Raw genomic sequence first — 14,044 nt, 5'->3', positions numbered from 1 at the left:
CCATTGAGCTTCCGAGAGTGGCCTGTGCTGGAACGTTGGCGGCTGTGGCGAGGCGTTTACTTTCGTCCGCGAACCACCCCTCATTGAACCAGAACACCGATGAACCGAATCCTACTCCATGTTCTCGGGGCCACGCTATTGGCTCCGGCATTCACCAACGCCCAGGTCAGCTTCGGCGGACAACCGCTTGGGCTTGACCAGGCCTACTTGCCTGCACCGCCGCTGGTGGTGATGCCCGAAGTGGATGCCAACGCGCTCATGGTGGAGGACGAGGCACGCATCGCAAGCGGCGTCAAAGGGCCCTACCGCTTCGGTTTCAACCACGCCACGGACATCAGCACGGAGAACAGCGGCGCATGGACCACCCTGCCTAACGGAGAAGGGGTTTAGCGGGTAGCCATCGCATGCCCCGGCGCCTTCAGCATCAACTTCGAGTTCAACGATTACGTGGTGCCCGATGGCGGCCAGGTCTTCGTGTACAACGAAGCGGGCGAAGTGCTTGGCGCTTTCACGGCCGAGAGCAATCCCGGCCACACGGAACTGGGCGTTACGCAACTGCCCGGCGACCGCATCACCATCGAGTACATCGAGCCTTTCGCCGTCCGCGGCGAAGGCCGCTTGCGCATCGGGCAGGTGACGCACGCTTATCGCGACCTGTTCCGCACCCTGAAAGGCTTCGGCACCAGCGGGAGCTGCAACAACAACGTGATCTGCCCCGAGGGCGATCCCTGGCGGCCGCAGATCCGGAGCGTGGCCATGATCACCGTGGGCGGAAGCGGCATCTGCACCGGGCAGCTGATCAACAACTGCAACAACGACGGCACCCCGTACTTCCTGACGGCGAATCACTGCTTGGGCGGCAACAATAGCTGGGTCTTCCGCTTCAATTGGAACAGCCCTGTCTGCAGCCCAACCACCAACGCGCCCACCAACCAGACCGTGAGCGGCAGCACCTTGAAGGCCAACAACGCAGCGAGCGACGTGGCCCTGCTCCAACTCAACAGCACGCCGCCCGCCAGCTACAATGTGTTCTACACTGGCTGGGACAAGAGCGGCACCGCCCCAACGGCCAGCACCTGCATCCACCATCCGGATGGTGACATCAAGAAGATCAGCTTCGACACCAACCCCGCCACCCAGGCGAGCTGGGGCGGCGCCGCCACCTGGCGCATCGCCAATTGGGAGGACGGCACCACCGAGCCGGGCAGCAGCGGCAGCGGCCTCTGGAACCAGAATGGCCTGCTCATCGGGCAGCTCTATGGTGGCACTGCTTCATGCAGCAACAACATCAACGATTACTTCGGGCGCTTCAGCACCAGCTACCAGTACCTGCAGACGTGGTTGGGCAACTGCGGCAACACGCTCCAAGGCTACCCGCTCACCGTGGGCATGGATGAGCCGACAGCTGCCGGTGAGCTGGCCATTGCCCCGAACCCTGCGCAAGGCTCCATCACTATTGGCCTTCCAACCGGCATGCGCAATGGCGGTCGGCTCACGGTATTCGATGCCTTGGGCAAGCTAGTCGCGCAGCGCAGCCTCACCAGCGGAGTCGAGCGCGTGACCTTTGAACTGGGCGACCAGCCTGCAGGCCTGTACTTCGTGGAGGCCACGGCCGAGGGATACCACCGCGTGCAGCGCCTGGTGATCGCGCGCTGACCCCTTGCCATGCCATTCTGAAGGACCGTTGGAGTGATCCAGCGGTCCTTCGCATCTTGGGCCTCGTCTATCTTCACGCAGCCAAACCAGCGCGCATGGCACCATCGCTACGCCTCTTCTCCACTCTCCCGCTCTTCCTCGCCGCGCTTTCCGCGTCGTCACAAATCGCCTTCGGCGGAAGGCCGATCGGGCTGATGCCCAAGGGACCTGCGCTGCCGCCTGCGCAAACGATCACCCTCCCGGCGGTTGATGCCGCAGCGCTGATCGCCGAGGACGAGGCTCGCTTCGCTTCCGGCATGAAAGGCCCATGGCGCTTCGGATTCAACCACGAGGTGGATATCCGGAGCGAGGCGCATGGCACCTGGCATGTGCTGCGCAATGGCGATCGCGTGTGGCGCGTGGCCCTTGAATGCCCGGGCGCCTTCAGCATCAACTTCCGGTTCAACATCTTCGACCTTCCTGAGAGCGGCCGCGTGTTCGTGTACAACGAGAGCGGCCAGCATCTGGGGGCCTTCACTGAGGCAAGCGCGAAGCACGGTCGCCTGGGCGTTACGCAACTGGCCGGAGAGCGCATCACCATCGAGTACCACGAACCGGCATCAGCCGCCGGGCAAGGCCGCCTCGCCATCGACCGTGTCACGCACGCCTATCGCGATACGCAGGGATTCACGCGCGGCTTGGGCGATAGCGGCTCATGCAACATCAACGTGATCTGCCCGGAAGGCGACGATTGGCGCGACCAGATCCGAAGCGTAGCCATCATCACCACCGGCGGCAATGGCTTCTGCACCGGCACCATGCTCAATAATTGCGCGCAGGATAGCACGCCTTACTTCCTCACCGCCAACCATTGCCTCAGCCCCGATGTGGCCGACTGGGTCTTCCGCTTCAACTGGGACAGCCCCACATGCGACCCGACCGAGGATGAGCCGGCCCTGGAGACCGTGAGCGGCTGCGTGCTCCTCACCAGCAACACCGGCACCGACATGGCCTTCCTCGAACTGAACAGCATCCCGCCCGTGGAGTACGATGTGTACTACGCCGGATGGGATAAGAGCGGGGTCACGCCCGATACCGTTTGCGGCATCCATCATCCCAGCGGCGACATCAAGAAGATCAGCCTCTCCTACAGCCCGATCACGCAAGCCAACATCGATCTGGGAACCGGTGCTGCGGATTGCTGGCAAGTGACCGTTTGGGATGCCGGAACAACGGAGCCCGGCAGCAGCGGAAGCGCCTTGTTCAATCAGGACAAGCGCGTGATCGGCCAACTCTATGGCGGCGCAGCGGATTGCACGAACAGCGTGGACGATTATTACGGCCGCCTCGATGTCAGCTGGCCCTTCATCGAGCAATACCTCGGCACCTGCGGCGATACGCTAGCCGGCTTGGGCGACGCGGAACCGATCATCGCGTACGACGCAGCCATCACCAGCATCGTGAACATCCCCGAGTTGATCTGCGGCGACAGCATCATCAGCCCGATCGTCACCTTGAAGAACAACGGATTGGCGGTGATGACCAGCGCAGTGATCACCTATGGGCTGGTGGGCGGCACTCCCTTCGTGTTCAACTGGACAGGTTCGCTTCAAGTGCTGCAGACCATGAATGTCCCTCTTCCACCGATCGTGGCCGCCACTGGCGCGAATACCCTGTACGTGACGGTGACCTGGCCCAACGCCAACGAAGACCAGGTGCCGGACAACGACACATGGTTCTACTCCTTCAACGTGAGCAATCCGGGCGGCACCGTGCAGCTCCTGCTCACGCTCGATAATTGGGGCAGCGACATCACCTGGGAATTGGCCACGCAGTCGGGCACGGTGCTCTACGAGGGCGGCCCTTACCCTGACCTGGAAGAAGGCGAGCTATACACCTCCTCCTTCTGCCTCACCAACGATTGCTATTCGTTCACGATCAACGATGCGTTCGGCGACGGCATCTGCTGTGATGAGGGCGAAGGGAGCTACGTGATCATGGACTCCGATTCGACGCTGCTCGTGGAGAGTGATGGCCAGTACGGCGAGCAGGATGTGCAGACCTTCTGCGTGGAAGTGGTGGGCATGCCGGAAACGGGATTCGGGCCGCAGATCGCCCTATACCCAAATCCTGCCCACGGTCAAGTGATGCTGCTTGCAGGGCGCGCGATCCAGAGCGTGCGCGTGCTGGACGCCACGGGGCGAGTCATGCTGGATCAGCGCGTTGGCTCCGACTTGGCCACGTTGGGCATCGAGCAACTGGTGGCCGGGGCCTACCTGGTTGAAGCGATCACGTCCGAAGGCCGTGCAGTGAAGCGGCTGGTGGTGCAGTGATCAGTGCTTGAGCGCGTAGTACAGCGTCTTCATGCACTCGTTGTTCACCATGATCATGCCCGCTTCGCTCTCCCACCAGCGCGCGGCATCGTAATCCTTGCCGGGCGCCGCGCGCACCAGCACCTCAACGCCCGCTGGCGCCAATGCCTTCCGGAAGACCTTGCCGGCGCGGCGCGTATGGAATTCCGTGGTGACCACGATCACCTTCCGCAGGCTGTTCTCCACGGCGAAGTCGCGCACGGCGATCGCCTCTTCCTGGGTGCTGGTGCCCACTTCCAGGAGCACCGCTTGGCCACGCTGCGCGCTGTCGAGCAATGCGGCGTCAAGGCCCAGTGCTGCCTCCGTCCGCGCGATGCCGTACAGCTGGAGGCGCTCATCGGTGATCCCCCCTGTGAATAACAGGCGCGGCGCCCAACCAGCGCGCAACAGCTGCGAGCCCACCGGTGCCCGTTCGATGGGCGCTCCGCCGAGCACCACGATCGCATCGGCCTGTGCCAATGGATCCTCTTCGATCAGCCAATTCCCGAGCGCGCGCATCAGCGGTACCCGTGCGAGCCAGAGGGCCATGAGCACGGCGGCAAGCACCAAGAATCGGCGCGACCAACGACCCGTGCGGGTTCGGAACGGCTTCACGGGATCGTGCATCTCAATAGGCGCCGCTCCGGCGACGCAGTGCCCATTCCGCAGCGAGCAGCATCAGCACCGTGAAGAAGATCCAGCGCATCTCGATCAGATCGGTGAATCGCGGCTGCGAGTAGGAGCGCGACGAGGCCCGGTTATCGGCGTTCAGTGCCTCCGGTATCCCGCCCAACTCAGAAGGGGCCAGGACCTTCCCGCCCGTGCGCGCTGCGATGTCAGCCAGGAGCGCGTGATCGGCAACGGTCGTCACTTGCTCCAAGGTCACCGCGCGCACATGCACCTCGCCTTGAGCAGTCATGCGCTCGCCTTTGTGCTGGGCTTCGGCCTTCCAGGTGTAGCGGCCTACAGGCAGCATGCCGGCGCTGGCGCCATAACCGTTCGCAGTGGGATTGAACGCGAAGGGATAGTCCCGTCCCTCCTCGTCCTTCAAGGTGATGGCCACTTTCGCATCAGGCACGGCCTCATAGGCGGCGTTGTACACCTCGGCGGTGAATTGCACTTGCTCATTGGCAGGCACCACGGGCGGATGGTCAACCCGGAAACGCTTCTTGTCGGCCTTGAGCGAGAGGAACTGCGCCAGTTTCCGGATCAACCGGTCGAAACGGTCATGGTTGCCATGCAATTGGTGATCGGCCAGGCGCCACCGCCAGATGCCCTCGCCGCAGATGGTCGCGCTGCGTTGGCCATCTTGCTGGGACACGGCGATCAGCGGGGCCTCGGTGCGCACGAGCCCCACGCGCTGCCAGGCCAGGGCCGAGGCTGACCGGCTCAGGCTGTATTGCCCGAACGGCACTTGCAGCGGTGGATAGCGCTCGATGGCCTGCACCAGGTCCGCCTCGAGGTTGAAGGTCGCGAAGTCCTTCGCGGCCACGGCTTGCGCATCGGTGATGGCCGGCCTGCTGTCGCTGACGCGCACTCCGGCGAGCAGCGCGTTGTAGGCATCCATGCGCGTGCCCGACCCGAGCACGATCAGCATCGGGATGCCTTTGGCCTTTGCGCCCTCAACGAAGGCGCTCGCCGCTGAACTGGACCCGGGCAGCTGGTGCAGCACGATCAAGTCGTAGCCCGCCGGCACGCCATTGAAATCACCGGCATAGGCGAGTTCCACGGCGTAGCCCTCCACGCCGCTCAACGCCGTGCGCAAGGCGCCGAGGTCAGGATGCGGCGCTGCAGCCAGGATCAGCACCTTCTGCCGGGCGTCGAGCACTTCGATGTAGAAGTCCTGGGTATTGTTGACGATGCTGGCCTCCTCGTCCACCGCTACCACTTCAACCGTATAGCGCTGCGTACCGGCTGCATCGGCTTTCACGCTGAATGCCGATTCGTGCAGGTAAGGGTCGGCGCCGATCAAGAGCTCCTGGGTCGCGATCACCTCGGCGCCGCGCTTCAGCAGAACGCGCGTGCGCTGGCCCTTGAGGTGCCGGGCCGCGATGCGTGCGCGGACCGGGAACTCGTTGCCGAGGAAGCAGATGCGGTTGTGGTCAACGGCTTTCACGGCAAGGTCTGGCCGCACGGTCGTATCACCCAGGGCGATGGTGAACACCGGCACCTGCAAGCGGTCGGCATCGAAGCGCGGATCACGCCCACGGTTCACGATGCCATCGCCGTCGATGATCACCGCGGCAAGGTCCGGTCCGCTCAAGCGGTCGTGCACCTCGCGCAGCGCCTGGCTCATGTCCGTGGCCAGCGCATCCTGAGCGTAGCTGAGACCTTCCGCAATGGCGTCCCCGTAGGTGAATGACCGCACCACGAAGCGCTCGCCCAGCGCGGCCTCCAACTGCTGCATGCGCTCCGCATGCACCATCCGCATCGCCGCGGTATCACCGCTCAGCAGCAGCGATGCCGAGCCATCGTGCAGCAAGGCCACCACCGGCTTGCGCACCTCGCGCACCAGCATGCGCAGCATGGGCTCCAGCAGGAAGAAGGCAATGATGGCCACGGCTAAGGCGCGCAGCACGGCCAGCAGCAAGTTCACTCGCGGCGCGAACCCCTCCCTCCCGGCCTGCTTGCGGTAAAGCCACCACGCCAGCAGCGCGCCCAGCAACAAGCAGAGCGGCGCCAGCCAGAGGGAATGGGCCGTGGTGAGGTGCATGCTCAGCTGGTGGTTGAGGGTTGGAGGCTTGCCCGCCGGTGGCAGGTTGAGCAACTGGCTGGTTGAGGGTTGGGGCGCGAAGATCGCCTTGAGTGACCTTCAAGAGCACGCACGGAGCAATACTGGGGGCAGGGCGCAGCTGGATTGAACCATCGAAGACAGGATCCTGCGCGATCCACCTGCAAGAAACATGGCGGAGCTCTACCTGATGCACGACGGTCCGCGACTGCTCGTCAACCCTCGACCTTCCGCACCATCCCCCAGGCTCATCAAGCTCTCCCCTACGTCAGCATCCCCCCGCACACGTTGATCGTCTGCCCGGTGATGTAGGCGCTGAGGTCGCTGCCGAGGAAGACGCAGGCGTTGGCCACATCGGCGGGGGTGCCGCCGCGCTTCAGGGGGATGCCCTCGCGCCATTGCTCCACCACTTTGGGGTCGAGGGCACCGGTCATCTCCGTCTCGATGAAGCCGGGGGCGATGGCGTTGCTGCGGATGTTGCGGCTGCCGAGCTCCAGGGCCACGCTCTTGGTGAAGCCGAGGATGCCGGCCTTGCTGGCGGCGTAGTTGGCCTGTCCGGCGTTGCCCTTTACCCCCACCACGCTGCTCATGTTGATGATGCTGCCGCTGCGCTGCTTCAGCATGGTGCGCATCACGGCCTTGGTCATGTTGAAGACGCTCTTGAGGTTGGTGGCGATCACGACATCGAAATCGGCCTCGCTCATGCGCATGAGCAACTGGTCCTTGGTGATGCCCGCGTTATTCACCAGCACATCGAGCTTGCCCCAGGCGGCCACCACCTGGTCCACGGCGGCCTGCGCGCTGTTGAAGTCGCCAGCGTCGCTCTGTATGGCGAGCACGTTGCGGCCGCTCTTCGCCTTGAGCTCATCGGCCACCGCATTGGCCTTGTCGGGGCTGCTCACGTATGTGAAGGCCACATCGGCTCCTTCTTCGAGGAAGCGTTCGACGATGCCGCGACCGATGCCGCGCGATCCGCCGGTGATGAGGGCGGTTTTTCCGGTGAGTAGTGCCATGCGGCGAAAGTAGCTGCGCATCCGTTGCCCAAGGGCATCCGGTCAATGGCCCGCCCGGCCCTGCTCGAGCGCGAACACATGCCGCAGGATGCCTTCGGCTGGCGCAGTGAGCACTTGATCGCGACGCGCCAGCACCCGTTTGGCGGCATCGATGGCGCGCTCGATATCATACGTAGCGAAGCCATCCGCTCCGCCCCATGCGAAGGAAGGGATGCGCTTGGGCGGGAAGCCGCCGCCGAACACATTGGCCGCCACGCCCACCGAGCTGCCCGTGTTGAACATGGTGTTGATGCCGCTCTTGGCATGGTCACCCATGAAGAGGCCGCAGAACTGCAAGCCCGTGCCTACCTCCTTGCCTTCAACGTGGCTGTACACCTTCACCTCGCCATAGGTGTTCTTCAAGTTGCTGTTGTTGGTGTCTGCGCCCAAGTTGCACCATTCACCCAGCACACTGTTGCCGAGGAAGCCATCGTGCCCCTTGTTGCTGAAGCCGAGGATCACGCTGTTGTTCACTTCGCCGCCCACGCGGCATTCGGGCCCGAAGGCCGATGGCCCATAGACCTTGGCGCCCATCTTCAACTGCGCATGATCGCCGAGCACGATGGGGCCGCGCAGCAGGCAGCCTTCCATCACTTCCGCGCCGCGCCCGATGTGGATGGGGCCGCCTTTGGTGTTGAGGATGCTGGCCTCGCAGACTGCGCCTTCCTCGAGGAAGACCAGGGCCGGGTCGCCCACAACGGTATTGAGCGCGCTGAGCGGTTGGGAGCGGCGTCCTTCGGTGACCAGCTTGAAGTCCTGCGCGATGGCCTTGCCGCAGTGCTGGAAGAGATGCCAAGGACGCGTGAAGGAGCAGGCCTCTCCCGCGAATTCGACCCGCCTCTCGTAGACCGGCGGCTGCAACCAAGCCCCTGCGTCCGGTGCCTCTCCGCCTGCCAATCCGAAGGCGAGCGGTCGGCCGTCCTTCATCAGGACTTCACCGGGCTTCAGATCGAGCACCGAATCCACCAGGTCATCGGCCGGGAATAACGAGCCATCCACTTCGAAGCGCTGACCATCAGCCTGCGCCATGGGGAATGCCTTGGATAGATAGGACTCCGTGCGATAGAAGACGTCCAGCCCGCTGCGCATCTGCCACCCTTCGCTGATGCGCAGGATGCCGGGGCGCAGCTGGGCCACCGGACGCGTGAAGGTGAGCGGCAGCAGGTGCGCGTGATGGCCTGCGTCGGAAAGGATGATCGCCATGCGGACGAAGGTAGAAGAGCGCTGGCAGCGCTATTCCATTCCGAAGAGGCCGCACACCCACCAGGCCAGGGCTGCGAGCACGGCGCTCACCGGAATGGTGAGGATCCAGGCCCAGAGCAGCCGGATGGTGACGCCCCAGCGCACGGCGCTCACGCGCTTGGTGGTGCCCACGCCGATGATGCTCCCGGTGATGGTGTGCGTGGTGCTCACGGGGATGCCCATCTGCTCGGTCATGTAAAGCGTCATGGCCCCTGCGCTCTCGGCGCAAACGCCTTCGAGCGGGCTCACCTTCGTGATGCGCGTGCCCATGGTCTTCACGATCTTCCAGCCACCGCTGAGCGTGCCCAGGCCGATGGCGGAATAGCATGCTAGCGGTATCCAGGCCGGCATGTGATCCAGGCTCTCGGCCTCGCCGCTGGCCACCAACGCCACCATGATGATGCCCATCACCTTCTGCGCATCGTTGCCGCCGTGACCGATGCTGAACGCAGCGGAGCTGAGCAGCTGCAGCCGCTTGTACAGGTTGGCCGTGCGCAGCGCGCTGGGCAGCTTGGTGAGGTCCACCGCATAGGTGAGCATGAACACGAGCGAGAACAGCGCCATGGCGATGCGCAGGTCGTTGTTCTTCAGGATGAAGATGCTGGTGATGGCCGTGGCCACAGCGATGATCGATAGCCTTACCCAGAGATTGCGCACCAGCGTGACCAGCGTGATGAAGATGCTGATGACCATGCCGACCAGGGGCGCCAGGATGATGAAGGCCGCGACAAGCCCGATCTTGGCCATGTTCACGCTATCGATATCGAATCCGGCACCGGCCAATGCGGCTCCGGCGAAACCGCCGATAAGGGTATGCGAGCTGCTGCTGGGGATGCCGTACCACCACGTGAGCAGGTTCCAGGTGATCGCGGCGATGAGGCCCGCGAGCACCACGCGCAGCGTGATGAACTCCTCGTGCACGGTCTTGGCCACGGTGTTGGCCACATGGTGATCGCTGAAGATGAAGTAGGCGATGAAGTTGAAGGCCGCGGCCCAGATCACGGCCTGCACGGGCGTGAGCACCTTGGTGCTGACGATCGTGGCGATGGAATTCGCCGCGTCGTGGAAGCCGTTGATGTAGTCGAAGATCAACGCTAGGGCGATGATCACGATGAGCAGGGTCATGGGCTCAGGCGTACTTGAGCATGATGGACTCCAGCACGTTGCCCACGTCCTCGCACTTGTCCGTGGCCAATTCCAAGGTGCTGTACAGGTCGCGCAGCTTGATCAGCGCGATGGGGTCCTTCTCGTCGGCGAAGAGCTTCTGGATGGCCCGGTCATACACCTCATCGGCCTGGTTCTCCATGCTGTTGATCTGCACCACGAATTCCATGTGGGCATTGCTCTTGTGCATGCGCCGGAGGTTCTGCACGGCGAGCTGCACGATATGAGCCCCCTCATTCACCAGCCGGGCCAGTTCAGAGCAGGTCTGGTCGGGCTTGCCGATGCCGAAGAGCTCCAGGTTCTTGGCGCTGGCCAGGATGAAGTCGGCCACGTCGTCGAGGCTGGTGGCCAGGCTGTGGATGTCTTCCCGATCGATGGGCGTGATGAAGTTGCGCGCCAGGTCGGTGAAGATGGTATGCGTGAGGTCGTCATTGGCGCGCTCTGCGATCTCCAGCCGCTCCAGCAAAGCCGTTCGCTGCGATCCGGGCTCGGTGTTCATGATCGCCATCAGGTCCTCGCTCATCTTCAGCACGTTCGCGGCGCTGGCCTCGAAGTGGTAGAAGAACACACGGTCGCGTGGCTTGAAGATGCTGAGGAGTTGATCGAGCGCCATGGGGCTTTGGTTGGGGTGGGCAAATGTATCCGGGGAGTTCAGCGCGAAGCTGCTCTTGGGGATTGGTAACCCTAGGTTAACATGATCGTGAAGCGTCAGATCCCGAACTCTACCTGGAACAAGGTGGTCCAGCTGTTCCCATCGTGATCGAATGCGGCCATGCCCTCTGTCCAGCGGTACCCGGCGTACCACTGCAGCTTGATGCGATGGCCGTTGAGGTAGCGATTGATCCCGAGCAGGGACTCCTCGGTGCGAGCGCGCAGCGCAGTCACTTCGCCGGTAGGCCGGACGATGGTGTAGCGCGATGCGATCTCCCAGTGGCTGCGGAAGTGCTTGCTCAATTGCGCATTCAGCCCTTGTCCGGAGGTCACGAAGCGCACCGCGCCCGTTTCACTGGTGGTTATCGGTTCGTCGCTGTCGCGCTGGAAAGCCTCGGCGGACAGCGCCCAGCCTTGGTACTTCAGCACCGCATCGGCGATGAAGGTGCCCATGTCCGTGGGCGCGTAAAGCTCCTGACCCAACTGACCGCCTGAGCGAATGGCGTCGTCGTTGTATGAGTAGCCGGCGGCCAGCGAGAGTCGGGGCATCGCTTCCATCTCCAGGTCACCCTCGCTGAAATCGCCGCTATTCGCGAATTGGCCGAACGGCAACCACTCCAAACGGCCGGTGTAGCAGATGCCATTATTGCCAATCAGCGCGCCTCTTCCCTCGCCGCTTGTCAGTGCGCCTTTCAGTTGCACGAGCTGTTCGCCAATGGGGATGGTCCAGTAGGCGAAGGCGCCTACATCACGGTCCAACGTGAAAGCCGCATTGGCAATGGAGCGGTCAGGGAATTGCTGGTTGCCGGAGCTGATCACCCGCTGGCGATTGCCAGGTAGCTTCCCCTGACCGAAGCCCACATAGAAATTGGTGCCGAAGTAGTAGTACACCAAGGCGTCGCGCAAGGGCTGAGCGATCACATCACCTTCAAGGTCCAGGTCCGCGCGGCTGAAATTGAGTTGCACATAGTAACGGAGCTTGCGCGCGAGCACGTGGCCATCGAGCCGGAGCCGGAGCCTGCGGATGCGAAGGTCCACGGCATCCACGCTCAAGTCGTCACCGCCAACGGTGGTGATTCCAGCGCGGCTCTGCATGCGGAAGCGCAGGTTCAGGGCGAAGACCGAATCCTTGGAGAAGGAAAGGCCATTCCGCACGTCGATCAAGGGAGCCTCGTCCCGTTCGTTCTGTGCGAACAGCAAGGCAGGCAAGGCGAGCAGCATGGCTGCCGCCAGGCATCGTGAGAGTCTCCGGTACATCGCGGCGCGAAGCAGCGTTCGACCTGTTAATTGAATGTTACCGTTCCGGAAACCGCCTTTGAACGCTATGAAGGACCAGGAACGCACCTTTGCGGCAACAAGAGGACATGCTCTACGAATTCAATGGTTATCGGCCCGTGGTTCACCCCACGGCCTTCGTGCATCCTCAAGCCGCGGTCACCGGCAACGTGGTCATCGGAGCTGACGTGTACATCGGGCCAGGCGCAGCCCTGCGCGGGGATTGGGGCGAGATCGTGGTAAAGGAAGGCTGCAACGTGCAGGAGAATTGCACGATCCACATGTTCCCCGGCGTGAAGGTGGTGCTGCACCCCGGGGCGCACATCGGGCATGGCGCCATCATCCACGGCGCCACCATCGGGGCGAATTGCCTGGTGGGCATGAATGCGGTGATCATGGACGATGTGCAGCTCGGCGAAGGCTGCATCGTGGGTGCTCTGGCCTTCCTGCCCGAAGGGAGCATCTGGGAGGCCCGGCAGGTGATCGTGGGCAATCCGGCCAAGGCGGTGAAAGCGGTGAGCGATGAGATGCTCGCCTGGAAGACCGAAGGCACGCGATTGTACCAATCACTTCCCGCACAGCTGCACGCCACGCTCAAGCCCTGCGAGCCGCTCAGCGAAGTGGATCGCAGCAAGCCGCCCATCACCGCGGCCTACAGCACTTGGAAGCGCTCACGGCGCTGACCATCAATCCTGAGCGCCCTCATCGAGGTGCAGCGCGTGCAGCATCCGGTGAACCAAGGGCGCCAGAAGCACGGCCACAGTGGTGAGGAGCGCGATGCCGCTGTAGAGCGCATAAAGGGACGCGAACCACTTGGCCTTGTCATTGGACAGCAAATCCACCGGGCCCATGCCGCCCAGGATCATGCTCGCGTTCAGGAACGCATCAACAAGGCCAAGGCCGGCGAAACGCATGTAGCCCCAAACCCCGATCGCTAAGGAGATGGCCACGATGGCAAGCGCCATCAAGGCAAAGCGCAACTGCCGGGCGACGAATCGCCTCTTCGGCATGAGCGGCTTCGAACGGTGCTCGAACACGCCGCCAAGGTATCCAGGTCCTCGTTCGCCTTCGATGCGCATTCTACCTTCGGCCACGGGTTCAGTGCCAGCACCGCGATCGGGCAACCTTCAACCAGCTTCTTTCAACCATCAACCCTTCATCCTCCTTGAACAGCGTCATCTGCCCCCTCTCCATCGTCCCTGTGCGCGCCGAGCCGAGCGATCGCGCTGAGATGGTCACTCAATGGCTCTTCGGCGAGACCGCGCAAGTGCTCGACACCGAAGGCAACTGGAGCCGATTGCGATTCGACCACGACGGCTATGAAGGCTGGGTGGACCAGAAGCAGCTCCTGCCCTGCCCTACGCCCAACTTCGATCCCGACCTGCGCGTGATCGATCAGAGCACCATCGTTGATCTGGGCGAGCGGCAGGTGCCGCTCACCTATGGCGCCGTGCTGCCGTTCTACGAGGAGGGCACGATCCTTTGGGGCAAGCATCGCGTGCCGGTCCAGGCCGTCACCAACCACAAGCCCGATCTGGAGCGCGCAGAGCTGCTCGAGCTCTACATGCACCCCTTCCTCGGGGCGCCTTACCTCTGGGGAGGCCGCACGCCGTGGGGCGTCGATTGCAGCGGGCTGGTGCAGATGATCTTCATCCTCATGGGCATCTACCTGCCGCGCGATGCGGGCCAGCAGGCCGAGGAGGGCGACGTGGTGGAGCTGCTTGACCTGAGCGAGCCCGGCGACCTTGCTTTCTTCGACAACGCCGAAGGACGCATCACCCACGTGGGCATCGTGCTCACCCGCAATGAGGACGACGACCTGCGCATCATCCACAGCAGCGGTCGCGTGCGCATCGATAAGCTCGATCAGCAGGGCAGCTACAACGCCGAGGAGGCTCGATACACGCACAAGCTGCGCATGGTGCGCAGGGTCCTGTAGCGGC

13 protein-coding genes are annotated in these 14,044 nt (G+C 63.3%); 5 read left to right on the top strand and 8 right to left on the bottom strand.

Annotation, left to right across the window (positions count from 1 at the left end; all coding sequences use genetic code 11):
* The first annotated feature begins 99 nt into the window (after positions 1–99).
* The 3 genes from IPK70_07610 to IPK70_07600 all read left to right on the top strand — a co-directional run bounded on the left by IPK70_07610 (position 100) and on the right by IPK70_07600 (position 3,968).
* Positions 100–390, top strand: coding sequence for a hypothetical protein (locus tag IPK70_07610; GenBank protein MBK8227028.1), 291 nt, complete (start codon positions 100–102; stop codon positions 388–390).
* 60 nt (positions 391–450) lie between these two features.
* Positions 451–1,656: a trypsin-like peptidase domain-containing protein gene (locus tag IPK70_07605; GenBank protein MBK8227027.1), complete on the top strand. Its 1,206-nt coding sequence runs from the start codon at positions 451–453 to the stop codon at positions 1,654–1,656.
* Between the two features lie 95 nt (positions 1,657–1,751).
* Positions 1,752–3,968, top strand: a complete 2,217-nt coding sequence (locus tag IPK70_07600; protein ID MBK8227026.1) for a T9SS type A sorting domain-containing protein — start codon at positions 1,752–1,754, stop codon at positions 3,966–3,968.
* Here the strand turns inward: IPK70_07600 and IPK70_07595 are convergent, their stop codons facing one another.
* From IPK70_07595 to IPK70_07565, 7 genes are all read right to left on the bottom strand, one after another.
* Positions 3,969–4,601: a YdcF family protein gene (locus tag IPK70_07595; GenBank protein ID MBK8227025.1), complete on the bottom strand. Its 633-nt coding sequence runs from the start codon at positions 4,599–4,601 to the stop codon at positions 3,969–3,971.
* A 13-nt stretch (positions 4,602–4,614) separates the two neighbouring features.
* Positions 4,615–6,699, bottom strand: a complete 2,085-nt coding sequence (locus IPK70_07590) for a hypothetical protein (protein ID MBK8227024.1) — start codon at positions 6,697–6,699, stop codon at positions 4,615–4,617.
* Positions 6,700–6,980: 281 nt separating this feature from the next.
* A complete protein-coding gene (gene fabG, locus IPK70_07585) occupies positions 6,981–7,730 on the bottom strand; it encodes a 3-oxoacyl-[acyl-carrier-protein] reductase (protein MBK8227023.1) in 750 nt (249 codons plus the stop codon).
* Positions 7,731–7,772: 42 nt separating this feature from the next.
* Positions 7,773–8,972 carry a glucose-1-phosphate thymidylyltransferase gene (locus IPK70_07580; protein MBK8227022.1) on the bottom strand — a complete coding sequence of 400 codons (1,200 nt, stop codon included), beginning with the start codon at positions 8,970–8,972 and terminating at the stop codon, positions 7,773–7,775.
* Between the two features lie 30 nt (positions 8,973–9,002).
* Entirely contained in the window at positions 9,003–10,136 is a 1,134-nt protein-coding gene (locus IPK70_07575) for an inorganic phosphate transporter (GenBank protein ID MBK8227021.1), read from the bottom strand.
* Between the two features lie 4 nt (positions 10,137–10,140).
* Complete coding sequence (locus tag IPK70_07570) at positions 10,141–10,788, bottom strand: DUF47 domain-containing protein (GenBank protein ID MBK8227020.1); 648 nt, start codon at positions 10,786–10,788, stop codon at positions 10,141–10,143.
* Between the two features lie 95 nt (positions 10,789–10,883).
* The gene (locus IPK70_07565; protein MBK8227019.1) at positions 10,884–12,047 is read right to left on the bottom strand and encodes a porin; all 1,164 of its coding nucleotides are present in this window, start codon (positions 12,045–12,047) and stop codon (positions 10,884–10,886) included.
* A gap of 143 nt (positions 12,048–12,190) precedes the next feature.
* Between IPK70_07565 and IPK70_07560 the strand changes: the two genes are divergently transcribed.
* Positions 12,191–12,784: a transferase hexapeptide repeat family protein gene (locus IPK70_07560; GenBank protein MBK8227018.1), complete on the top strand. Its 594-nt coding sequence runs from the start codon at positions 12,191–12,193 to the stop codon at positions 12,782–12,784.
* A 3-nt stretch (positions 12,785–12,787) separates the two neighbouring features.
* Here IPK70_07560 and IPK70_07555 read toward each other — a convergent pair whose 3' ends face one another.
* Complete coding sequence (locus IPK70_07555) at positions 12,788–13,180, bottom strand: hypothetical protein (protein MBK8227017.1); 393 nt, start codon at positions 13,178–13,180, stop codon at positions 12,788–12,790.
* A 152-nt stretch (positions 13,181–13,332) separates the two neighbouring features.
* On the opposite strand from IPK70_07555, the gene IPK70_07550 reads away from it, so the two are divergent.
* Complete coding sequence (locus tag IPK70_07550; GenBank protein ID MBK8227016.1) at positions 13,333–14,040, top strand: C40 family peptidase; 708 nt, start codon at positions 13,333–13,335, stop codon at positions 14,038–14,040.
* Positions 14,041–14,044: the final 4 nt, after the last annotated feature.

It is taken from the genome of Flavobacteriales bacterium (genome assembly GCA_016712535.1).
In the GTDB taxonomy this organism is placed as follows: Bacteria; Bacteroidota; Bacteroidia; order Flavobacteriales_F; family PHOS-HE28; genus PHOS-HE28.
The sequence above is the reverse complement of the archived record's forward strand: the minus strand, read 5'-3'. Positions and strand labels throughout refer to the sequence as shown.

Bases quoted from the DNA above. Each gene is read 5' to 3' on its own strand.
- IPK70_07610 (MBK8227028.1), top strand. From the start codon at position 100: ATGAACCGAATCCTACTCCATGTTCTCGGGGCCACGCTATTGGCTCCG.
- IPK70_07600 (MBK8227026.1), top strand. From the start codon at position 1,752: ATGGCACCATCGCTACGCCTCTTCTCCACTCTCCCGCTCTTCCTCGCC.
- IPK70_07590 (MBK8227024.1), bottom strand. From the start codon at position 6,699: ATGCACCTCACCACGGCCCATTCCCTCTGGCTGGCGCCGCTCTGCTTG.
- fabG (MBK8227023.1), bottom strand. From the start codon at position 7,730: ATGGCACTACTCACCGGAAAAACCGCCCTCATCACCGGCGGATCGCGC.
- IPK70_07580 (MBK8227022.1), bottom strand. From the start codon at position 8,972: ATGGCGATCATCCTTTCCGACGCAGGCCATCACGCGCACCTGCTGCCG.
- IPK70_07575 (MBK8227021.1), bottom strand. From the start codon at position 10,136: ATGACCCTGCTCATCGTGATCATCGCCCTAGCGTTGATCTTCGACTAC.
- IPK70_07570 (MBK8227020.1), bottom strand. From the start codon at position 10,788: ATGGCGCTCGATCAACTCCTCAGCATCTTCAAGCCACGCGACCGTGTG.
- IPK70_07565 (MBK8227019.1), bottom strand. From the start codon at position 12,047: ATGCTGCTCGCCTTGCCTGCCTTGCTGTTCGCACAGAACGAACGGGAC.
- IPK70_07560 (MBK8227018.1), top strand. From the start codon at position 12,191: ATGCTCTACGAATTCAATGGTTATCGGCCCGTGGTTCACCCCACGGCC.
- IPK70_07555 (MBK8227017.1), bottom strand. From the start codon at position 13,180: ATGCGCATCGAAGGCGAACGAGGACCTGGATACCTTGGCGGCGTGTTC.
- IPK70_07550 (MBK8227016.1), top strand. From the start codon at position 13,333: ATGGTCACTCAATGGCTCTTCGGCGAGACCGCGCAAGTGCTCGACACC.